The sequence below is a fragment of the Flavobacterium anseongense genome, assembly GCF_021608185.1.
GTDB lineage: Bacteria > Bacteroidota > Bacteroidia > Flavobacteriales > Flavobacteriaceae > Flavobacterium > Flavobacterium anseongense.
The window spans coordinates 187540-209943 of the sequence record NZ_JAKIHN010000002.1 but is presented as its reverse complement, the minus strand read 5'-3'; the positions used below and the strand labels follow the sequence as shown (position 1 = coordinate 209943).

Genomic DNA, 22404 nt, shown 5'->3' with positions numbered 1-22404 from the left:
CATTGGAAGGCTTTTTTTATAGTTTATCTTTCAGATAATATCCGGTAACGGATTTTTTGTTTTTTACAATTTCTTCAGGCGTGCCAACAGCTAGTATTTGTCCACCATTTTCGCCACCTTCCGGACCTAAATCAATAATCCAGTCAGCACATTTTATCAAATCTAGATTATGTTCAATTACAATAATCGAATGTCCTTTTTCGATTAAGGCATCAAATGAAGCCAATAGTTTCTTAATGTCGTGAAAATGTAAGCCTGTTGTTGGTTCATCAAAAACGAATAATGCTTTTTCTTTGGTTACTCCTTTAACTAAAAACGAAGCTAACTTTATACGCTGCGCTTCACCACCCGAAAGAGTAGAAGAGGATTGTCCCAATTGTACATAACCTAAACCAACATCTTGTAGTGGCTGCAGTTTTTGAGTAATTTTTGTCTGTTTGTTTTCGGTAAAAAAAGCAATGGCATCATCAATTGTCATCGTCAAAATGGCGTCAATGTTTTTACCTTCAAAGGCAACTTCCAAAACTTCTTTTTTGAAACGTTTTCCACCACAAGCTTCACAAGGCAAAGAAACATCGGCCATAAAAACCATTTCTACATTTATTGAGCCTTCGCCTTTGCAGGTTTCGCAGCGCCCACCATCTACATTAAATGAAAAATGTTTGGCCTGATAACCACGAACTTTCGATAGCTTTTCTTTGGCATACAAATCACGAATGTCGTCGTACGCTTTGATATACGTCACAGGATTTGAACGTGAACTTCTTCCGATTGGATTTTGGTCAACATATTCAATATGTCTGATATGCGAAAAACTTCCCGATAATTCTGTGAATTGTCCGGCTTTATCTCCGATTCCTTCGAGTTTTTTCTGCATTGCCGGAAAAAGAATTTTCTTTACCAACGTACTTTTTCCGCTACCTGAAACTCCGGTTATTATGGTTAAACTTTCCAACGGGAAAGCGACATCTACATTTTGAAGATTGTTTTCTCTGGCACCTTTTATTTCAATAGCATTCTTTGAAGCTCTTCGCTTTTTTGGTACAGAAATTTCTAATTCTCCGTTTAAATATTTTGCTGTTAAAGAATCAGCTTTTAAGATTTCGTCAAATGTTCCTTCGGCAACCAATTCACCACCAAAAGTTCCGGCTTCCGGACCAATATCGATAATTCTGTCGGCAGCTTTCATGATATCTTCGTCGTGTTCAACAACAATAACGGTATTGCCCAAATCTCGTAGGTTTTTCAATACTTTAATCAAGCGTTCAGTATCTTTTGGATGCAAACCAATACTCGGTTCATCAAGAATATACATCGAACCAACCAAACTACTTCCCAACGAAGTTGCCAAATTAATACGTTGTGATTCACCGCCGGAAAGCGTAGCCGAATTTCTGTTTAAAGTCAGATAATCCAGACCAACATCTCTTAAAAATGCCAATCGGTTATTGATTTCTAGTAGCAATCGTTTTGCAACTTTTTGATCGTATTCTGAAAGTATAAGTTCATTAAAAAAAGGAATCAATCTCTTAATTGACATATCAACCAACTCGGAAATAGTTTTTCCGCCAACGGAAATATAGTTGGCTTCTTTGCGTAAACGCTTGCCTTTGCAGGTTGTACATTTGGTTTTGCCACGATAGCGCGACAGCATTACCCGATTCTGAATCTTATAATTTTTTTCCTCTAATTCTTGAAAGAAATCATCTAAGCCTGTGAAATAGCTGTTACCTTTCCAGATTAAATCTCTTTGTTCATCAGTTAATTCGAAATAAGGTTTGTGAATTGGAAAGTCGAATTTATAAGCGTTGTTTACCAATTGATCTCGGTACCAACTCATGCTTTCGCCACGCCACGGAAATATAGCATTTTCAAAAACAGAAAGTGCAGTGTTTGGAATAACCAATTCATCATCAATCCCAATGATATTCCCGTAACCTTCACAGGTTGGACAGGCACCATACGGATTATTAAAACTAAATAAATGGATATTTGGTTCTAAAAACAACATGCCATCCAGTTCAAAATTGTTGCTGAATGTTAGTCGATTATTATTTTCTAAATCCTGAAGATAGCAAACGCCTTTGCCTTCAAAAAAAGCAGTTTGTGTAGCATCGGCCAAACGGTTGAAGAATTCTTCTTCCTCTTTAACTACGATTCGGTCAATAATTAAAAGAATGTCTTTGTTATCAAAAGAATGCTGGTCGATTTCATCCAAACGCACCATTTCGTTGTTGACTAAAATTCGGGCAAAACCTTGTTGTAATAACACTTTCAGTTTGTCTTCCAATTGTCTTCCTTCTTCTAAATGAATAGGAGATAGGAGTAGCCACTTACTGTCTAAAGCAAAGGTTTTAACTTTCGAAATCACATCAGTAACGGTATCTTTTTTAACTTCATTTCCCGAAACTGGTGAAAATGTTTTGCCAATTCTGGCAAAAAGTAGTTTTAGATAATCGTATATTTCGGTTGAAGTTCCAACGGTTGAACGTGCATTGGTTGTATTTACTTTTTGTTCGATAGCAATGGCAGGAGCAATTCCTTTTATATATTCAACTTTCGGTTTGTCTAACCTACCTAAAAACTGACGCGCGTAGGATGACAGACTTTCAACATAACGACGTTGTCCTTCGGCATATAATGTATCGAATGCTAAACTCGATTTTCCCGAACCTGAAAGACCGGTGATGACTACTAATTCATTTCTTGGAATTACAACATCCAAATTCTTTAAATTATGGATTTGTGCTCCTTTGATTAGGATATTTTTTTTCGGTTCGAGTGAAGCAATCTCTGTACTTTTCATGGTAAAAAGGGAATGAGTGCAAAGGTAATCATTTCCCAATTTATTTCTTATAATAGGTCGTAACCAAATTGTATGTTTTTCTATAAATTTATTGAAAAAATTTGATGTCGATTTATCAAAGTTTGTGCACATCAAAATAATACTCATTAACATTTATTTTTACTTTTTTTAAAATTAATTTGTTTAATTCATAATTTTTATGTTAAATTTGGCTAATAAATAACTCTCAAAACGGTATAGCCTATACAAAAAATTACTTTTTAGATTAAAAACTCTCTTTTTAACCCTTACTAAAAGGTAATATTATGGCTAAATCAAATCTTTCCGATGCAATATTGGTTAATAACTACATCGCTGGCGATGAGAATTCTCTTGCTTTATTAATTGACAGACATCAATCCAGAATTTACGGATATATCTTTTCCAAAGTTTCGGATAGAGATTTAACGGAAGATATTTTTCAGGAAACTTTCTTCAAAGTTATTCACACACTAAAATCGAAAAAATATTACAATGAAGAAGGTAAATTTCTATCATGGGTTTTGCGTATAGCAAGTAATCTTATTGTGGATAAATTCCGTAATGATAAAAAAATGCCGCTAAAAAGAGATACTGAAGAATTCTCAATTTTTTCTAATATAACTGACAGCTCTCCTGATATTGAAAAGAAATTAATCAAAAGTCAAGTTGATATTGATTTAAAAATGATAATTCAAAAATTGCCTCATGATCAAAGAGAAGTGATTATGATGCGTTATTATTCAGACATGAGTTTTAAGGAAATAGCTGATTTTACTGGGGTTAGCGTTAATACAACACTTGGAAGAATGCGTTATGCGATTACTAATTTAAGAAAGGTGATAGAAAAAAATAAAATTTATTTACCTTCTTAAATAATAAAATATAATTTTTTACGTTATTATACTATCAACTAAACCAATTTGATTTTACATGGCAAAACTTTACTCTAAAAGAAAATTAGCACCCAAAAAAATGTTACCTAAAAAAGAAACTATTCGTTTAATCCTTCAATATTCTTGTGCATTAAGTATTGTTAAGGTTGGTAACATAAACTTCGATTTAATTGCTAATTAGGAAACATCCCGGTATTTTTATCGGGATGTTTTTTTATAATACTCTTCCAATACTGATTTTCTACCAATAGCTTTGGTAATTGGGTCTTTTTCTAAGTCCCAACCTCTTGCCGGAGAATATTCTCTGCCATACCAAATTATCTGAAGATGCAAATCATTCCACAGTTCTTTTGGAAAAATGGCTTTGGCATCTTTCTCGGTTTGCGCTACATTTTTTCCGTTAGTTAAATTCCACCGATACATCAAGCGATGGATATGTGTGTCCACAGGAAAAGCAGGAACTCCAAATGCTTGCGACATTACTACACTTGCAGTTTTATGTCCAACAGCAGGCAATGCTTCTAAAGCTTCAAAACTTTGTGGTACTTCACCATTGTGTTTTTCAATAAGTATTTGAGACAATCCATAAATGCCTTTTGATTTCATTGGTGAAAGTCCACATGGCCTTATAATTTCTTTGATTTCTTCTACTGAAAGTTTCACCATATCATAAGGATTATCCGCTTTTGCAAATAGGATAGGAGTAATTTGATTAACGCGAACATCTGTGCATTGAGCCGAAAGCAAAACAGCAATCAGTAAAGTATATGGATCTTTATGATTAAGTGGAATTGGAATCTCCGGATAAATTTCTTTTAACGTATTTATAACAACTGTTGCACGCTCTTGTTTGGTCATTTTAACTAAATTTGGATTGTAAAAATACTAAATAAAACTCAGCAACTTAGTAACGCAGTAACTCAACAACTTTAAAAAATGACAACACTAAAAAAAGGTCACAAAGCACCTGATTTTTCGGGCTTTGACCAAGATAATAAATTTCATCAATTAGAAGATTATGCCGGAAAAAAATTGGTAGTCTTCTTTTATCCAAAAGCAGATACTCCGGGTTGCACTGCTGAAGCTTGTGACTTGAGAGATAATTTTGAACGTTTTAAAGCTAACAATTATGAATTGCTTGGTGTTAGTGCTGATAGTGCTAAAGCGCAAGCTAAATTTAAAACCAAATTTAATTTACCTTTTCCATTGTTGGCAGATGAAGATAAATCGGTTATTGAAGCTTTTGGTGTTTGGGGACCGAAAAAATTTATGGGAAGAGAATATGACGGCATCAACAGAACTACTTTTGTTATCAATGAAGAAGGAATAATTGATGATGTAATTACCGATGTTAAAACGAAAGCACATGCAGCACAGTTATTAACACGAGCGTAAGCGAACCGGCGAAGCAAATAACAAAAAAGCCAAGATTAAATCTTGGCTTTTTTTATACTTTCTGCATTACTCTGTTTGGGTCATACCCAAAAAGTTGGTGTTTCTTTATAATTTCCGCAATACCTTTAGGAAGTAGCGCTTCCCAACCCGGCGTTCCGTTACTAATCATTTTCAACACTTCACGAGAGAAAATTTTAAGATGTCCTTTATCAAAATCGGTGATATCGACAACTTTTCCGTTGTAAGCGAAGAATTTGTATAATTCTTTCATACGCGGGTGTACTTTTAAGTTTTGAGAAGTTATTATCTCTCCGGTTTCATCTTCCATTGGATAGAGGAAAACTTTTAAATCACGATAGAATAATTTTCCGAATGCTTCCAGAATTCCACCACTCAAATGACGGTAATATTTTTCATCAAAGATATCTATCAGATTATTTACTCCCATGGCTAATCCCATACGGGCTTTTGTATAACTGGCAAAATATTCAACTACTTTATAATATTCCTGGAAATTAGAGATCATTACGGTTTGACCAAGTGAACATAATAATTCAGCTCTGTCCATAAAATCTCTTTCGTCAATTTCACCTTCGGAGCGTAAATTTGATAAAGTGATTTCAAAAACTACTAATGTATTGTCTTTTTCAACTTTGCTTTCGTCGAGGAACATTTTTAATGATTTCTCATACATATCCATGTTTACCTGAGTAACCGGACGGAAACTCCCTCGTAGTGCTAAGATATTTTTCTTGTAAAGGATAGAAGCCGGAAGAATATTTTGTCCATCCGGACCAAACATCACCGCATCGGTCATGCCATTTTTTACTAACTGCAAACTCATCAATCGGTTATCAACATTGGCAAAACGTGGCCCGGAAAAGTTGATTGTATCAATTTCAAGTTGGTCTTTATCCAAATGATCATATAAATAACGCAATAATTTTTTTGGGTCATTGTATTTATAAAATGCACCAAAAATCAAATTAACACCAAGAACTCCTAAAGTTTCTTGTTGTAATCGGGCATCATTTTCTTTAAAACGGATATGTAATGTAATTTCGTTGTAGTCTTCATCAGCTTCAACCTGGTATTTTATTCCAACCCAACCGTGACCTTTGAATTGCTTTGCAAAATCGATAGTCGAAACGGTATTAGCATAACTGAAAAACAATTTGTTTGGATGTTTATCTCGGCTTAATCGTTTTTCAATCAACGCAACTTCATGACTTAACATGTTTTTTAAACGTCCTTCAGTAACATACCTACCGTCTTCTTCCATGCCATAAATAGCATCACTAAAATCTTTATCGTAAGCAGACATTGCTTTTGCAATCGTTCCAGAAGAACCACCGGCTCTAAAAAAATGTCTTACTGTTTCCTGACCGGCGCCAATTTCAGCAAAAGTTCCGTAAATATTTTCGTTAAAGTTAATTCGCATCGCTTTGTCCTTCAATGAAGGAATCTGCTCGATAACTTTATCGCCTTTTAATTTTATATATGATTCTGATCTTTCCATAACAAGTTTAATACTTTGCAAAGTTACTAAAATACCTATTTTTATAAAAGATAATTAACTGCTATTTTTGTAATTAATTACATTAAAAAAATTACTTTTATAAGTAGTTAAAAGGTCAGCATCAAAAATCGTGCTATTATGCAAGTTTATTTTCTTGGAACCGGTACATCACAAGGCATTCCTGTTATAGGAAGTAATCATCCGGTTTGTAAAAGTCTTGATTCAAAAGATAAAAGATTGCGTGTTTCTGTATGGATAAGCTGGGAAGATAATTCGGTTGTCATTGATTGTGGTCCCGATTTCAGGCAGCAAATGTTGACTTCCGGTTGTGAGAAGATTGACGCCATACTTTTTACACATGAACATGCCGATCATACAGCAGGATTAGATGATATTCGACCTTTTTTCTTTAGACAGAAAAGCGATATTCCGATTTATGCTCATCCTCGTGTTTTAGATAACTTAAACAGGAGGTTTGATTATATTTTTGAAACCGAAAACAAATATCCCGGTGCGCCTGGAGTTCAGACTTTTGCTGTAACCAATAATGAAGATTTTAAAATAGGACAAACTAAAATTACTCCGGTAGAAGTCAATCACGGAAACCTTCAGGTTTTTGGGTATCGAATTCAGGATTTTGTATATTTAACAGATGTAAAAACTATCGATACCGCCGAAATTGAAAAACTTAAAGGAGTAAAGGTATTGGTTGTGAATGCTTTGCGCGAAGAACCACATCAGACACATTTTAGTTTGCAGGATGCATTAGATTTTATACATTTGGTTCAACCCGAAAGAGCTTATTTGACTCACATTAGTCACCTCTTAGGTTTTCATGAAGAAGTGCAACAACGATTGCCGAAAAATGTGTTTTTGGCTTATGACAATTTAACAATTATGCTTTAGTTTTATGAGAAAATCACTTTTTTTATATCTTTTTATTATTGCTGTTTTGATGAATATTTTTACCTATAAATATTTTACATCAAAAGCGGTAGACGAGCAAAAAGCAAAATCGGAAGTAACTGATACAGCTTCTGTAAAGCCCACGGAAGGTAACATTACTAATGATCCCGATGTTTTTTCTTTGGAAAATAATGACCGTGCTCAAAATTATTTGTATGAAAGTTATAAAGTAAATGATGTTCCTGCTTTTGCTGAAAAAGTGAAACAGGCACTTTTGACTTATAATGATAACCCGGAAGGAAACAAATACACCGATCAGCCAAAAATGGGTGAACAGAAGTTTATAATCAATAGCATGAAATTAATCAACCATCGTTGGATTGTTGCCAATTACAGCAATGGTCAACTTTGGGGAGAAGTGTTGTTGAAATATTTTGTTGAAGAGAATGGCAGTATTTCATTTGAAGTAATGAATTCTTATTTATATCCTGCTAATTTAAATTAGTAGTTAACACCATTGAGTATGAAAAAAATCACCACGCTTTTAATGATAATACTAATCGTTAGTTCCTGTAAACTAATCGATCATAAGGAAGATACAGACGAAAAGGCTAAAGTGGCTGCAGCTATTAAAGACTCGACTATGGTTAATGATAAAGATGAAAACGGTTGTTTGGCATCTGCTGGTTATGTATGGTCGAAAGTGAATAAGGAATGCGTAAAAGGCTTCTCGGGTATTCAATTAAATCCAACAGACAAGCAGGATAATCAGGATGAAACGTTGAGTGCTTATGTGTTATTTAATGAAGATGCAAGTCAGGCTGAAATATTTCTTCCAAAAGATACTACTTCTATAGTTTTATCGAGAGCAGCCGAAGGCAAGCCATGGGTTTTAAATGAATGGCAACTTGTTCCTTGGAAAGGGTATGTACTTAAAAAAGGAACTGTAACCATGTTTTCGGGTGATGGTGAAATAGGTAAAAAGGAAATCGAAACCGATACTGAACAATAACAAAAAAGGTCTTAATTAAGACCTTTTTTTATTTTAAGATTGCAACCAATTTTTAAAATCGAAGAAGTTTTGTGGCGCAACGCCATGACCAACCGGATATTCTTTATAAACCACACAAATATTCAAATTCTCTAAAACCGGAATTGATTTTCGTGCCCACTCAACCGGAATAACCTGATCAACTGTTCCGTGTGAAGCAAAGATTTTCAAATTGCTAAAATCATTCTTTGCAAAACCTTCTACTGCAATTTCGGTGTTCAAATAACCGCTCATTGCTACCAATCGCTGCACTTTTTTAGGATAGGACAAAGCCACTGCATAACTCAAAATAGAACCTTGACTGAAACCAATCAGTGTCACTTTATTGGAGTCTATCGAATAATTAGCAACCAATTCATCAATAAAATTTGCAATAATGTCTCTGGATTGTTGTGCCTGACCAATATCGGAAAACTTATTTTCATCGGCATCAAAATTAATCGCATACCAGGCATAACTGCCATACATCATATCATAAGGCGCACGCGCAGAAATCACGTAATACTCATCCGGAAGTTCAGTAGCAAACGAAAACAAATCCTCTTCATTACTGCCATAACCGTGAAGGAGTAGTAGTAAAGGATTCTTGTCTTTTTTTACTTTAGGCTCTCTGACTAAGTGGTGAAGCGATAAACTCATTACAGGCTTTTAAAAGTATTTTGAAATAATTTACCCACCAATGGCAACTCTCTTTTTTGACCTTGTAAAGCTCCTGAAAATCCATATATCCAAAGGATAAAATAAAAGAGATAAAAGGCTGAAGTAACTGTCCAGCTATTGGCATAACCCACAAAATAGCCTAGCAGAAAGAAGGAAAGAAACAATCCTAACGCCTGACGGATATGAAAGGAACCAAAATCACTTCTGTTTTCTTCCTGATTCATAAAGATGGCAATCACAGCGCCAATGATAGTTAAGTAAGCAACAATTGCTGTGTTTTTTGATTTTTCTAAATTTTCCATATTATGATAAAATTAATTTTCCCTGATTGTAAATCCCGATAGCTTTCCCTTTCATAGACTGTCCAAGGAAAGCAGAGTTCTTTGATTTTGATAAAATGTGTGCTGCGTCAAATGTCCAATTATCAGTAATTGTAAACAATGAAATGGAAGCTTTATTTTTTTCTTTAATTTCCTGACTTTCAATTTTTAAAATGGTTTTACCGAAAGTCAATTTCTCTATTGTTTTTTCTAAAGGAAGTACAGTTAGCAATGCTCCAAAAGCGCTTTCTAAACCGATGGTTCCGTTTTTAGCCAAATCAAATTCCATCTTTTTATTTTCAATGTCAATTGGATTGTGATCGCTGGTGATGCAGTCAATCGTATCGTCTAAAATACCTTTTATCAATGCTTTTCTATCGGCTTCGGTTCGCAATGGTGGCGTAACTTTGTATCTCGAATCAAAGCCTTCCAGTTTTTCATCTGTCAAAACCAAATGATGTACAGTAACACTGCACGTAACGTTTAATCCTTTCTTCTTAGCTTCTTTGATTAATGCTACCGATTTGGCAGTCGAAATAGTTGGAATGTGTAGTTTTCCACCTGTATATTCCAGCAAAAATAAATTTCGGGCGATGATTAGTTCTTCGGCTAGATTTGGAATTCCTTTTAATCCCAATCGTGTAGAAACGATGCCTTCATTGGCAACACCATTTCCTTTTATGGTTTCATCCTGAGAATACGCTATCACTAATCCGTCAAAATCCTGCACATATTGCAAGCCAATTTTCATCAGATTGGCATTGGACAAACTCTTATTATAATCTCCAAAAGCAACAGCTCCGGCGTTTTTCATATCATAAAGCTCGGCTAAATCTTTTCCTTCACTTGCTTTGGTTAAAGCACCAATCGGGAATAATTCGGTAGCAAAACCTTTGGCTTTTTGTTTTACAAAATGTACCTGCGATTGGTTGTCTATAATAGGATAGGAGTTGGGCTGTAATGCTATGCCGGTGAATCCGCTCTTAGCTGCAGTTTCTAATCCGTTAGCAATGGTTTCACGGTCTTCAAATCCAGGTTCTCCTAATGAAACGCTGGTGTCAAACCAACCTTGTGAAATATGCAATCCCTGTTGTTCCAATTCCTGATGGGTTTCCGATTTTGGTATAGCCTTTCCAATTTTCTCGAAGACGCCATTCGTAATTTTTACATCAACAGTTTGATTGTGAAATGGACTTTGCGGGTCAATAATCGTGGCTTTTCGGAGGATTAGGTTCATTTTACAAATTTTTGAATGAGTAGTTCTAATGCTAAAAAGAGTAAGGCTAAAATCACAAACCATTTCCAGATTTGCGTGTCGGTTCTGTCTATCTGAATTGTATTGAATACGGTTTCAATATCATCAATTTCTTTAAAGTTGTTTGCCGCAACAGGGTTTGCCAATGCCAAATTACTTTCAGTACGATTATAATTAAAACTGATGTTTTGTACCAAATTCGCTCCGTTAAAGATACTAAAATTTCCGGCTTCAGTTGGATTGTCATTAAAAGTCATTTTTACTTTGGTGTTCAAAAGCTGTTGCACCGGAATAAAACTCTCAGCAGTATTTTTTACCGTTAGTATCTCATCTTTTGATAATAGCACATCCACTACAAATGGTTGGTTTTCTCCAATTATAAGTGCGTTTACACCAGTTTTCTGACTGCTTTGCGCCATGTTATAAAAGGTTGGAACAATCAGCGGTGAGTTTTGAAAATTGCTGTTGGTTTTGTTGATTGGTGCCGCAAAAACATAGACAGATGATAAGTCATTTGGCAATGAAGTCAGAAACGGACTCTGATCATCATAAGTCAATATCGATGGTGTTGTGCTGCTTAATCCAAAAGCTGTTTTTGTTGTTGGATATTGAAAGTTATCAATCTTCTTCTCAAAAACTGAGCTAAACAGCGGATGATTGAAATTGATTTTAGTTACTTTCTTTTCAGCTGGAGTTGCGGTTTTGAATTGTAATGCGCCAAAGTTTGCCACAAACGAATTCAAGGTATTTACACTACTTTCCTGAGCAGGAATGACTACTACGTTTCCACCTTTGGTTACAAAAGACTTCAATGTAGTTTGCAAAGCCTGCGGAATATCTGATAATTCATTCAACACAATCGCATCTTGTTTTTCCAGCAGATTATAATCCAAATTAGCTAATGGGAAATTGTTATAATTGAATTCGTCATTCGTATAAATTCGAGCCAAAAACTTACTCTTATCTGCATCGCCAATGCTGATAACATTGGTCAGACTTGGTTTTGAAATACTGAAGTAATAGGTGTTGTCATATGCCAAACCTTTGTCGGCAACGGAAACATAACCATGAAAATCTTCTTTCGGAATGGTAAAGTTGATAGTTTTGGTATTCGTTTCAAAGTTAATCAGCGTTTTAGCTGTCAACTTATTTTTATTGTACAAGGCAATTGGAATGTCCTTAAAATCTTCACCGTTTGCCGAAAGCTTGATGCCAATTTCATAAAAGCTGTCCAGTGTTTGTTCGATGTAAACGCTATCAATGGCTATGTTGTTCTTTTGTTCTGCTTCGGGAATGATGAAATAGACATTATCTTCTTTTTTGAAGCTTTTGGTTTGATTGGTTTCTAAACCAACTGCATCGGTAATCACAATGATGTCTTTGTTTAATGCCGACTTCCGGGCATTGACTTTGGCAATCAGATTATCTAAACGGAAAGGTGAAGCACTGTATTTCAAATCCTGTAAATCCTTTTGAATGGTCTTGATATCCGTATTCCAATAATTATCCGAATTGGTAATCAAAGAGAAGCTTTGTGTTTCCGGAGCATGTTCTAATAAGTCCTGAATGGCACGTTTTAGCAATTCGCCTTTTTTGCCTTTGGCCTGCATACTATAGGAATTGTCCAGAATGATATACATTTCGTTGGTGTTCTTTTTACTGTCTTTGGCAGCAAAGAAAGGTTGGGCAAAAGCCAATATCAAAAAGGTAAGCAGCAACAATCGGGTTAAAAGCAACAACCATTTCTTGATGGTAGAGCTTTTACGGGTTTGTATTGAAAGTTCTTTTAGGAATTGTACGTTGGTGAAATATTCTTTCTTGAAACGACGCAGTTGAAATAAATGAACCAGAATTGGGATGACCAATAAGAAGAGAAAATAAAGTACTTCCGGGTGTTTGAACTGCATTTTTATAAATGTTTGTCAAAAATAGTAAAAAAGTGTTCAGTGTTCAGTATTTAGTGTTCAGTTTTTTTAAATTAAGCGAACTTATCCCTTTTCTCTAATCCCTTTTTACTTCTTCTTCTTTTTCGCCGCTCTCGTTTTCAATATATTTCTATTAACCGATGTTCCGGTTTTCTTTTTGGTTTTTGATGGACCGCCAAGGTTTACTTTTGTATTCTTTTTTGCTTTCTCATGAAATGATGCGCCACCTTCGAGTTTGTTGGTTTTTAAAATGACCTTTTGTTTCTTTTTGTCTTTTTCAAATTCTAATAGGCGTTCAGCTATTTCTACAGTTGTTGGCAAATCTAAAATCTTTAGTTCTTTATCCATCAGCATTTCGGCTTCTATGTGGATTTCACGCTCATTTGGACCAATCAAACTGATTGCAATACCCGTTTTGTCGGCACGACCTGTACGACCAATACGGTGTATATATTGTTCGGGAACTTCGGAAAACTCTACGTTGATTACGTGTGTCACATCCGAAATATCCAAACCTCTTGCCATTACGTCAGTAGTAACAATTCCTCTGATATCGCCAGCCTGGAAAGAAGCCATCGTTTGCAAACGATAGTTTTGTGATTTGTTCGAATGGATGATTCCAAATTGTTCAGGATAGATTTCATCCAGCTTGACTGCTAATAAATCAGCCGTCTTTTTATTGTTGACAAAGAGTAGGACTTTTTCTAAAGATTCATCTTTTAATAATTCAGCCACCAAATTCACTTTGGTTAAAAAGTTAGGCACAAAGTAGCCCAACTGTTCTATTTTTTCTAATGGTGTTCCCGATTTTTCTAGAGTAACTTCTTCAGGAAAATTGAAGTAATCTTCCAGCATATCATCCACTTCATCGGTCATTGTTGCCGAGAATAAGATATTCTGACGTTTGTTTTTTAACATCGATAGGATGGAAGTAATCTGAGTTCTGAAACCTAAATTCAGCATCTCATCAAACTCATCTATCACCAGTTTTTGCAAACTGTCAAAACGGATTACATTATCCAAAGCCAAATCCATAACACGACCCGGAGTTCCAACTAATATATCAATACCTTGATAAACAGCAGTTTTTTGAGTGTTGATATTAACACCACCATAAACGCCTAATGTTCTAACGGACATGTATTGTGTCAGCTTTTCTACTTCGGCAGCAATTTGAACAACCAATTCACGTGTTGGCACCAGAATTACAATTCTTGGTGTATCGGTTGCTACAAACTTCCATTGTTTTAGAATTGGCAATAAGTAGGCAAAAGTTTTACCGGTTCCGGTTTGTGCAATTCCCATTACATCGCGACCTGACATAATCACCGAGAATGATTTCTCCTGAATTGGAGTAGGCGTGGTTAGTCCTAATTCATCAATGGCTTTTTGTAATGATTTTGGAAGATTGAATTGCTCGAAAGTGCTCATTAGGTTTTGATTTGAGCGCAAAGATAGGGATTTTTGATTAGAAGGAAGAAGGAAGATGGAAGAGGGAAGATGGAAGAAGTTTAATACGTCAGTTCGAGTGTTTTTGCAAAGCAAAAATGTATCGAGAAGCTTCATTTAAAGAAGTGTTCTCGATACATTTTTTATTCCATTGCATTCCATAAAAAACACTCGAACTGACGTAGGGTTTAATTAAAGCCCTAAACTTTTAATATATGCCTTATTATCCGACGGTCTTCCTAAGAACTCATTAACTGCTTTTACAATGTCTCTTTGGGTACCGTTAGCAAGGATTAATTCACGGTATCTGATTCCGGTTTTAGTATCTAAAAGACCATTTTTTTCAAATTGGGTAAACATGTCCATTGCGTATACTTCGGACCATAAGTAGCCATACATATACACCGGATGTGTATTCACATGTATCCAGTTGGCCTGATAATGTGTTTGTGCATAGAAATCCATAATGTCCAATTGCTTATTGATTTGTTGCCAGATTTCATCGGTTGGCGTTGGATTAGTTGGGTTGTATTTGTCATACAGATTCATGTCGAATAAACAACGTTGCAGCATTTGTATAGCACCCAAACCCGATGCTACTTTCCTAGATTCAAGCATTTTATCAAATGTTTCTTTTGGCAGTACTTCACCTGTTTTGTAGTTTTTGGCAAATGTACTTACAATACCGTAATCTAAAATCCAGTTCTCAAATATTTGCGACATGGCTTCTGTAAAGTCTGCTTTTGAACTCTGCTGAGATGAGAATTCTCCATGAAACGACATCATGTTCATGATATGCCCAAATTCATGAAATAGTGTTCTCAACTCCTTTTGACTCAATAGCGAAGGCTGAGTCTTAGTTGGCTTTGTAAAATTACCAAGCAGCATGGCTACAGGTATTTCTTTACCTTTTCCCGAAACAATGTTTACGCCATAAAACCAGGTTTCTTTATTTGGTCTCGGAAATAAATCCAGATAAAAACGTCCTTTTAGCTTTCCGTTTTCGTATACTTCATACATATCAACATCATCATTCCATACCGAAGGATTAGTTACTTTTTTAAATTCTAATCCCAACAGCTTCTGATAAATGTCCATCATCCCTTTTAGGCATCCTTCCATTGGAAAGTACTCGCGAAGCTCTTCGTTGTTGATTTGGTATTGTTTTTTTATTATCTGATTTTTATAGAACGCAACATCCCAAGGCTCTAATTTAGCTTCCTGGTTGGCTGACTCTACTTTCTTTTCAAGATCTAAAAGTGCCACATCGCTTTTAGCTTTTTCTTTGGAGCGGCTTATCAAATCATTCAGGAAATCCCATACATTTTTTGGATTACCGGCCATTTTTGGAACCAAAGCATACGCCGCATAGGTTGGGTAGCCCATTAGTTTCGCCAATTCATCACGCTTTTTTACCATTTCATCAAGAATAGCCAGATTTTTATCGGCTGCTCTGTTATAAAATTTAATGTAATACGATTTTCTTGTTTCTTCAGATTCCGCATTACTCAATACCGGGTCACTGGTTGAATTGATAATCGGGATTTCATACTTTCCTTCTGCCACTTTGTAGGTCTGCTTAAAACTATCCGGTAAACCGGCAGCGCCTTTTTCATCGAGCGTCAAGATTTCTTTAGAGGAATTCATGTTGGTGGAGTAAGAAGAAGAAAGTTCTCCAATTTCCTTAATCAGGTTTTTGAATTTGGCAAGTTTTTCAGTACTCAGGTTAACTCCGGAATTCTCAAATCCTTCAATCATATCATCTACCAAAATTTTCTTATTTCCTTTAAGTTGTTTATAGGCTGCTGACTTTTTAAAACCAATCATCTTATTATAAATTCCTTTATCAGAATAAATAACAGTACCTAACGAATCAATCAACTGATAACTGGCTAAGCCTTTCTCGCGGATAGCGGCATCGGTAGAAACCCAATAAAGCATAAAACAATTGTTGCTGGTAGTTCCCAATTTGTTTTTGATTTCATCCATGGCACCAAAAACATTGGTGAATGTTGCCGTTTTTTGTTTCTTAATAGTAGCAACCATTTTGGTTATATCATTGATAGTATGACCGGCATAGTCTTCCACATTTTGTGAAGTTACCTTGGCATAGTCAACCACTACATTGCTGCCAACAAGGAATGGATTGCCTGATGCTTTTATATCGGACTGAGAAAAACTGTTAAATGAGAATAAACAAATAGGAAGTACTAAACAAAGCAGGTTCTTTTTTAAGGTCATTGTGTTGAATTTATATACGTTGGTCTTATTTTTTATTGGACGCTAAAGGTACTTTATTTTTTGGAATTATTTAAGAGAGAAGTGCAATTCAAGAAAAACCGGCACACGAGCGCAGTGACTGCTGAAGGAATTGCGGGAAACCGATGTTAGTGGTAGCTCTTCTGTTGTTCGTCATTGTAAAAATTTTACAAATGTTTGTCCGTTAAATTTCCATGCTCCATTTTCGTGTGTTCCAAGCCAAAGGGCGCCATTGTTGTCTTTGTAAATGCTGAATAATGTAATGTTTTTTGAATTATCCTGAACTGCATAATGAGTAATTTTCTTTCCATCATATTTCCAAACTCCATCACGATAAGTTACAAACCACAAATCACTATTATCGTCTCTTACTGTTGAAAGATACTCGTCTAAATTGCTTTCTGTTTTCCCATCTAAGCCACCTATGCTTTTGTGTCTTGTGTATAATTTATTGTTTTTTAGTGTGGTGCTGTCGTAAACACTATAACGATACTCGGTATTGAACCAAAAATCACCATTTTTGTCTTCTGTTATCGAACGCACTCCGTTTGCACCTTCGTTGCGAAATTCTGTTACATCTTCTTCTGTAATCCATTCAAACGATTTTCCATTGTATCGGCAAACCCCGACTGGGTTTGTGCCAAACCAAATGTTTCCTTTTCTATCTTTATAAATGCTATAGATATCAAATGGATTGTATAAATTTGGTGGCTTGGGGAATTGCAATTCAAATAATGTTATGCCATCGTAGCGATATACTTTCCCCGTATTTCCATAAGAATATTTAAACCACATGTCTGTTGCTTCAAGTTTCCAATTTTCACTGGGAACAGCCTTTAAAGTCGTGAAATTATTTCCGTTAAATTTTGATATTGATGACGTAGCGTTTGCGCTGGTAAAATAAATGTTGCCAAATTTATCTTCTTTTATTTCATCAATTCTGTTGTTAAGCAAACCGTGTTTTGTTGTGTAATTAACTAATTCATTTCCATCGTATTTATAGACACCTGTTTCCCAACTCCCAAACCAATAAACATTCTTACTGTCTTGATAAATAACCATTATACTTTTACCAAGTTCTTTTACGGTGTCTCCTTTAATAAATTGGTCAGTGCTTTTCTTTTGATTAGAGGTCTGTCCATTGCATGATGCAAATAGCGTTAAGGTGCTCAGAAATAAAAGAATGTTTAATTTCATTATCATCTTTTTTAATAATTGCAGTTTTGTCACAGAGTTACAACTAACGTTCCGCGGCTCGCCGACTGTGGCGATTCCGGAGAACTGAGTACTTTCTGCTAAGATAGCGTTTTTAGGTGTAGAAAGAAGTGTAATTCAAGAAAAACCGGTATACGAGCGCAGCGACTGCCGAAGGAATTGCGGGAAATCATTTAGCGTACTATCTACGTTTCATCTACGGCGTATCTATGACTTATATACGGCTTTGATACGGCTTTGATACGGCTTTGATACGACTTTGATACGACTTTGATATGGAGTATACATGACGCATACATGACGCATACATGACGCATACATGACGCATCTACTTTTTATCCTTTTATAAACTTCATATATTCCTCGAAACAATTTCCACCAACAAACTTTTTGTTTCGTTCCGGAAAATCTAATAATAGGAGTGAAGTTTAAGCGAAAGTTGTTAAGAAGGAAAAGCTATTATCGTTAACGTTTCGCTGCTTTGAGTCAGTAGTGGCAAGATAAGAAAAATATAAAGCGGAAGACAAGGTTTCAGGAATCCGTTAGGATTCCGGCGCAATGCTTAGCAGCTATTGCGCCAAACCGCTGTTATAGCCAGTCGCTGTTTAATTAGGGCGCAATTTGTCAATTATCCCAGGCATTGTTGGGCTACTATCTTCTTTTAATAACCCAGAGTCTGCTCTGCTAAATAGAGATTGAAGAATCAAAATTTTGTCTTCGTTAGCGACTGCACCTTCTTTAATTAAAGATAAATAATACATCGTTAGCTTTTCTCTTTCTTGTGCATCGCGTGCTAAATGAAAACTTGAGAACATTGCTTTGCGCAAAGCTTGTATTCCAACAAATAAAAGAGAAATGAAAGTTACAAATACTATTGACCATCTAATTGCAGAAGCTTTATCACCGTTAAAAAAACTTGCTAACATTCCTTCGGGAGTCTTCCAAAGAAGAAAATATAAAGCAAATCCTCCAATTACCAACAAAGCAAATAATGCTCTCATAAACATATGCCCTTCATCAAGCAACTTTTCTGATGAATCTTTCCAATGTTGGGCAGGAGCTTGTAATTGCAATAATTCCTTATATGTCCTCTCTATATTTTTTCTCTCTTCATTTACTTCATTAGTGAAATTTTTGGCTGTTGATTGGTTTAATGCAAACCATTTGTCTAATTTTTTTTGGCTATCAATTTTTATAGTTTCTAATTCCTTAGTAGTTTCATTCATTCTCTTTTCACCTTCTTGAAATAATGTTTTTAAATCTTCGTCTGATTCAGAAACGTATTTTTCAACTCTACTTTTTAAAGAATTAAAAGAACTTCGTTCATGAGAAGTTCTATTTATAATCGGACTATCATTTAATTTGTGTAAAGCTGCAACCAAAACTCCTTGGACGTATTTTGCATTAGAGAATGAACTGTAATTCACATTCCCTAATAAGAAGGAATATGCAGCTGCAAATTGTTCGGTTGATTCTTTAAAAACTGAGACAAGGAATGGGGCTTCTGGAGAATCACCTGGAAGCATTCTGTTTGAACGTCTTGATATTGCAGCATTTAGTTCGTTGATATAATGAGCTGAGTCTTGCCCTACTTTTACATCCTCAACTAGTTGTTCGATACGTTCTTTAATAGTAGCGAAATAATTTCTACTTTCTAATAATTCAGCTGGTAAAGATTCAAAAGAGTCCCAAGCCTTTACTTGAGCTGTGCAAAACTTGTAAAGAGTATTTAACCCGAAAGAGTTATTAAAATTCGAAATAGGGAATACTAAATTGAATTGCAAATCTTTAATTTCAGAGCCTGCATTTAATTTGACAAAACGGTTTAATTCTGAAGCATTCATAAATTTTACTATTAATATATTTTGTAAACTATAAATATCGTTGTCTCATAGTTGTAGGTTTTCAGGCGATTGGCTATAACGTTCCGCCGCTTGGCGTAGTAGAGGCAAGTTAAAGAAAAATGTAATAAGAAATGCTGAAGTTCAGAGTATTTTCCAAGAAAGTCAAGTGAGCTATTACGCCAAACCGCTGTTAGCGGTAGTTTTTACTTTTTAGTCTCTTTTTTTGTTAATTCTTGATTCTTAATGTCTTCTGTTTTTGAACCTTCAGTTGTCATGTTAGTTCCTATCTGCCAAACGATTTTACTGAAATTATTTTCTAATGCAGGCATACTCGTCACATCGATACCAAATCTTTTATAAGCGGGAATTTCGTAATATGCCAATTTTCCATGAAATTGATGGTTGAAAGATTTTAATTCACTTCTCCTTTTTAATCCTTTTAAATATAGAGTTTCTTCTATTGTTGTTTCAGGTGGATTTTGTGGAGCAAATAACATGTATTGATTGTGCGGAATATCATTAATACCATTAATACTAACTAATCGTTCAATCATTAAATTCCATAGCAATTTTGATTTTGTAAAATATTCACCAAAGAAGTATTTTATTGTTTCATCATGGATATTGGTTGGACTATTCTCAATAGAAAGATATCTTTCTTTAATTAATATTTCTAAATTGTGTATGTAATCAAAAGTAGCTTGTAGGTCAATATCATTCTCATTTAGTGGTTTGATCATTGTACCTAAATTATAACTACCACCATGATGTATTCCAAAAACTTTTGAACTGATAGATTCAACAATATTATTAGCTATTGATTCCATTAAAGTATTTGCTTCTTTCTTAATATATATATATTCATCATCATTAGTGTTGTCACTTAGGTAAGAGATAATTTCATTTATAACTACGTCAGCAGAATTAAATAAAATATAGTTCTCTTTACCAACAAATACAACTGATCCTGTGCTTCCTAGTTCAAAGTTTTTTGAAAGATAAATTTTAAATAGTTGACTTTCGTTAAAGTATGCCTTATGAAAACTAATAATCTTAAAATGATCATTAACTTCATGAAAGAAAAATGACACTCCATCGAAATAGATTGGTATCGCAAAAGAATTTTCTTTAATTGCTTGTATGTAACCTATCAATTTCATTTTAATTTTTTAAAAAATTTAGGTATTCATTTCTAATTATACTAAAATATTCTTTGGGATTTCCTCTGAAAGTATTATAGCCTATAGGTTCGTCAATATCGAAATTAGTCTTTATTAAATCAGTAATCTTTGTATCATCTTTAAAGCAATTAGGAATTATAATTTGTTTTATAGTTTCCTTATTCAAATTGATTGGCTTGTCAAAGATAATTTCTATACTTGAGGTTCTATCGTCTAATTTACTATTTGTCTGATTTCCTATCAAATTACTATAACTTATGGCTTCGAAATCAAATTGACTAAATTTTTTTGTTGTCTTTGGATTATGATACAAGTAGTTATCGTTAGTTTCGTAAAATGTTTTTATTACTTTTTTGGCACTGGAAATAGAGCTATCAAGTTCAAAATCTAAAATTTTAGTATTATGATGAAAAAAAGTTTCTTTCATTTCTGGTAATTTTTCGAAAGCACCGCTATCGAAAGGATATATCTTGTGAAAATCATTTAGTTTTTCTGATTCAAGAATTATGCAAATCATGTAGTAAGCTGGATTAGTCGTTGCTTTGTCATAATTTGGTCGGTAAGAAGGTAAGCCATAGTATGTATAAAGTAAATCAAGACTGAACACGTCACATAACTTGGGAATTAAGGTCATAGATGCTAAAATTTCCCTTAAAGCATGTGCATCACATGTATGAAGTAATGGTAAAGTAATTAAATCGTCTACTTCGTCAATCAAAATGTCTTGAAATTTACTCATTTTTTGTCTATTAGATTTAAACCATCCGAATATAAGAAAAATTTCAAAATTAATCGGTTCGTGTCAAAAATTACCGCTAACTCACATATATCCACTATAAGCAGCGCACACTAACATACTACTTTTCTGCTATTAATGCTATATCTCTTTATATATTTATCGTCAAACAGCAATCTTTTCCGATAAAATGTAGTTTTTCCCGGCTAGACATTGGCTAAAATCCCCGCTGCTATGGGTACCTTTTGTTTGGTGTAGGAGGAAAGGTATTTTTGGTTGTCTTATTTATTTAAGGTATATAATTTTTGGACACAATATGTCCACTTATTTTTCGGGAGCTATTTTTAGGACACAAAGTGTGGCATAATTTTTTCTATATCTTTTTTTGGACAACCGTTTATTTAATACACTGATAGTATGAATGATAAAGAAACCTTAAAGACTTTTCTGGGTTTTACCAATAGGGAATTGGCTATGTTACTTGAGGTAGAGCAAAGCACCATGGCAAAATATGGGAAAGGTCAAAGAAAGCTGCCTAAGGATGCAACCCTTTTAATGTCGACGATGATAAAGTATATGTGTGAAGGAGCGGCAGCAAGTACCATCGGCATGGCCGAACAGCATGCCCAAAAGCAAAATATACTGGAGCGCCTGCGTAAAGAAAACGAGTACCAGCTCGAGACTGTTGAGCGAAAAATTAAAGCCATTGAAAAGCGATACAATGACAATCTGAAAGCGCTGCAGTTAGTCGAGTTCCTTAGCCAAAACCCAGAACTTCTCAAAAGGGAAGAAGCTATTGACCTGATGAGGGTCATCAACCGCAGAGCAACTAAATCTCTAAAAACAAACGGATTGGGAGCTTTGCTGCAACTCAATATTACACTCGAGAAGCTCAAACTCGAAAAACAGCTGTTGGATGCTGAACCCGAATCATAAGCTGATTGCACAAAAAAAGCTGTCCATACGGAC

At 34.9% G+C, this 22404-nt stretch carries 19 protein-coding genes; 6 read left to right on the top strand and 13 right to left on the bottom strand.

Going from position 1 to position 22404, the window contains the following annotated elements; genetic code table 11:
* Nucleotides 1–16: 16 nt before the first annotated feature.
* On the bottom strand, nucleotides 17–2806 hold the full coding sequence (gene uvrA, locus L1S35_RS04000; protein WP_236396845.1) for an excinuclease ABC subunit UvrA: 2790 nt from the start codon (nucleotides 2804–2806) through the stop codon (nucleotides 17–19).
* A 305-nt stretch (nucleotides 2807–3111) separates the two neighbouring features.
* Here uvrA and L1S35_RS03995 point away from each other — a divergent pair, with 305 nt between their 5' ends.
* Nucleotides 3112–3699 (top strand): RNA polymerase sigma factor, encoded by a 588-nt coding sequence (locus L1S35_RS03995; protein ID WP_236396844.1) that lies wholly within the window; start codon nucleotides 3112–3114, stop codon nucleotides 3697–3699.
* A 219-nt stretch (nucleotides 3700–3918) separates the two neighbouring features.
* Here the strand turns inward: L1S35_RS03995 and L1S35_RS03990 are convergent, their stop codons facing one another.
* Nucleotides 3919–4578 carry an endonuclease III domain-containing protein gene (locus L1S35_RS03990; RefSeq protein ID WP_236396841.1) on the bottom strand — a complete coding sequence of 220 codons (660 nt, stop codon included), beginning with the start codon at nucleotides 4576–4578 and terminating at the stop codon, nucleotides 3919–3921.
* A 78-nt stretch (nucleotides 4579–4656) separates the two neighbouring features.
* On the opposite strand from L1S35_RS03990, the gene bcp reads away from it, so the two are divergent.
* Nucleotides 4657–5115 (top strand): thioredoxin-dependent thiol peroxidase, encoded by a 459-nt coding sequence (bcp, locus tag L1S35_RS03985; RefSeq protein WP_236396839.1) that lies wholly within the window; start codon nucleotides 4657–4659, stop codon nucleotides 5113–5115.
* Nucleotides 5116–5167: 52 nt separating this feature from the next.
* Here bcp and L1S35_RS03980 read toward each other — a convergent pair whose 3' ends face one another.
* Complete coding sequence (locus L1S35_RS03980; RefSeq protein ID WP_236396837.1) at nucleotides 5168–6634, bottom strand: TonB-dependent receptor; 1467 nt, start codon at nucleotides 6632–6634, stop codon at nucleotides 5168–5170.
* Nucleotides 6635–6772: 138 nt separating this feature from the next.
* Here L1S35_RS03980 and L1S35_RS03975 point away from each other — a divergent pair, with 138 nt between their 5' ends.
* Genes L1S35_RS03975 through L1S35_RS03965 form a run of 3 tightly spaced genes read left to right on the top strand, consistent with a single transcriptional unit; the run spans nucleotide 6773 to nucleotide 8552 of the window.
* Nucleotides 6773–7540, top strand: coding sequence for an MBL fold metallo-hydrolase (locus L1S35_RS03975; RefSeq protein WP_236396835.1), 768 nt, complete (start codon nucleotides 6773–6775; stop codon nucleotides 7538–7540).
* Nucleotides 7541–7544: 4 nt separating this feature from the next.
* Nucleotides 7545–8045, top strand: a complete 501-nt coding sequence (locus L1S35_RS03970) for a hypothetical protein (protein ID WP_236396834.1) — start codon at nucleotides 7545–7547, stop codon at nucleotides 8043–8045.
* Nucleotides 8046–8063: 18 nt separating this feature from the next.
* Entirely contained in the window at nucleotides 8064–8552 is a 489-nt protein-coding gene (locus tag L1S35_RS03965) for a hypothetical protein (protein ID WP_236396833.1), read from the top strand.
* 33 nt (nucleotides 8553–8585) lie between these two features.
* Here the strand turns inward: L1S35_RS03965 and L1S35_RS03960 are convergent, their stop codons facing one another.
* From L1S35_RS03960 to L1S35_RS03915, 10 genes are all read right to left on the bottom strand, one after another.
* On the bottom strand, nucleotides 8586–9230 hold the full coding sequence (locus tag L1S35_RS03960) for an alpha/beta hydrolase (RefSeq protein WP_236396832.1): 645 nt from the start codon (nucleotides 9228–9230) through the stop codon (nucleotides 8586–8588).
* Nucleotides 9230–9553 (bottom strand): magnetosome magnetite crystal formation protein family, encoded by a 324-nt coding sequence (locus L1S35_RS03955; RefSeq protein ID WP_236396831.1) that lies wholly within the window; start codon nucleotides 9551–9553, stop codon nucleotides 9230–9232. The genes L1S35_RS03960 and L1S35_RS03955 overlap by 1 nt, the downstream gene beginning before the upstream one ends.
* A gap of 1 nt (nucleotide 9554) precedes the next feature.
* Nucleotides 9555–10808 (bottom strand): dihydroorotase, encoded by a 1254-nt coding sequence (locus L1S35_RS03950; RefSeq protein WP_236396830.1) that lies wholly within the window; start codon nucleotides 10806–10808, stop codon nucleotides 9555–9557.
* Nucleotides 10805–12733: a vWA domain-containing protein gene (locus L1S35_RS03945; RefSeq protein ID WP_236396829.1), complete on the bottom strand. Its 1929-nt coding sequence runs from the start codon at nucleotides 12731–12733 to the stop codon at nucleotides 10805–10807. Before L1S35_RS03945 ends, L1S35_RS03950 begins: the two co-directional genes overlap by 4 nt.
* 105 nt (nucleotides 12734–12838) lie before the next feature.
* Nucleotides 12839–14182, bottom strand: a complete 1344-nt coding sequence (locus tag L1S35_RS03940; RefSeq protein WP_236396828.1) for a DEAD/DEAH box helicase — start codon at nucleotides 14180–14182, stop codon at nucleotides 12839–12841.
* Between the two features lie 210 nt (nucleotides 14183–14392).
* Complete coding sequence (locus tag L1S35_RS03935) at nucleotides 14393–16441, bottom strand: M3 family metallopeptidase (protein ID WP_236396826.1); 2049 nt, start codon at nucleotides 16439–16441, stop codon at nucleotides 14393–14395.
* Nucleotides 16442–16612: 171 nt separating this feature from the next.
* Nucleotides 16613–17656 carry a ligand-binding sensor domain-containing protein gene (locus L1S35_RS03930; protein ID WP_236396824.1) on the bottom strand — a complete coding sequence of 348 codons (1044 nt, stop codon included), beginning with the start codon at nucleotides 17654–17656 and terminating at the stop codon, nucleotides 16613–16615.
* 623 nt (nucleotides 17657–18279) lie between these two features.
* Nucleotides 18280–19518 carry a DUF6161 domain-containing protein gene (locus L1S35_RS03925; protein ID WP_236396823.1) on the bottom strand — a complete coding sequence of 413 codons (1239 nt, stop codon included), beginning with the start codon at nucleotides 19516–19518 and terminating at the stop codon, nucleotides 18280–18282.
* 203 nt (nucleotides 19519–19721) lie between these two features.
* Entirely contained in the window at nucleotides 19722–20678 is a 957-nt protein-coding gene (locus tag L1S35_RS03920; RefSeq protein WP_236396821.1) for a hypothetical protein, read from the bottom strand.
* 1 nt (nucleotide 20679) lies between these two features.
* Nucleotides 20680–21438, bottom strand: a complete 759-nt coding sequence (locus tag L1S35_RS03915; protein ID WP_236396819.1) for a hypothetical protein — start codon at nucleotides 21436–21438, stop codon at nucleotides 20680–20682.
* A 414-nt stretch (nucleotides 21439–21852) separates the two neighbouring features.
* Here L1S35_RS03915 and L1S35_RS03910 point away from each other — a divergent pair, with 414 nt between their 5' ends.
* Nucleotides 21853–22371, top strand: a complete 519-nt coding sequence (locus L1S35_RS03910) for a hypothetical protein (protein ID WP_236396817.1) — start codon at nucleotides 21853–21855, stop codon at nucleotides 22369–22371.
* Nucleotides 22372–22404: the final 33 nt, after the last annotated feature.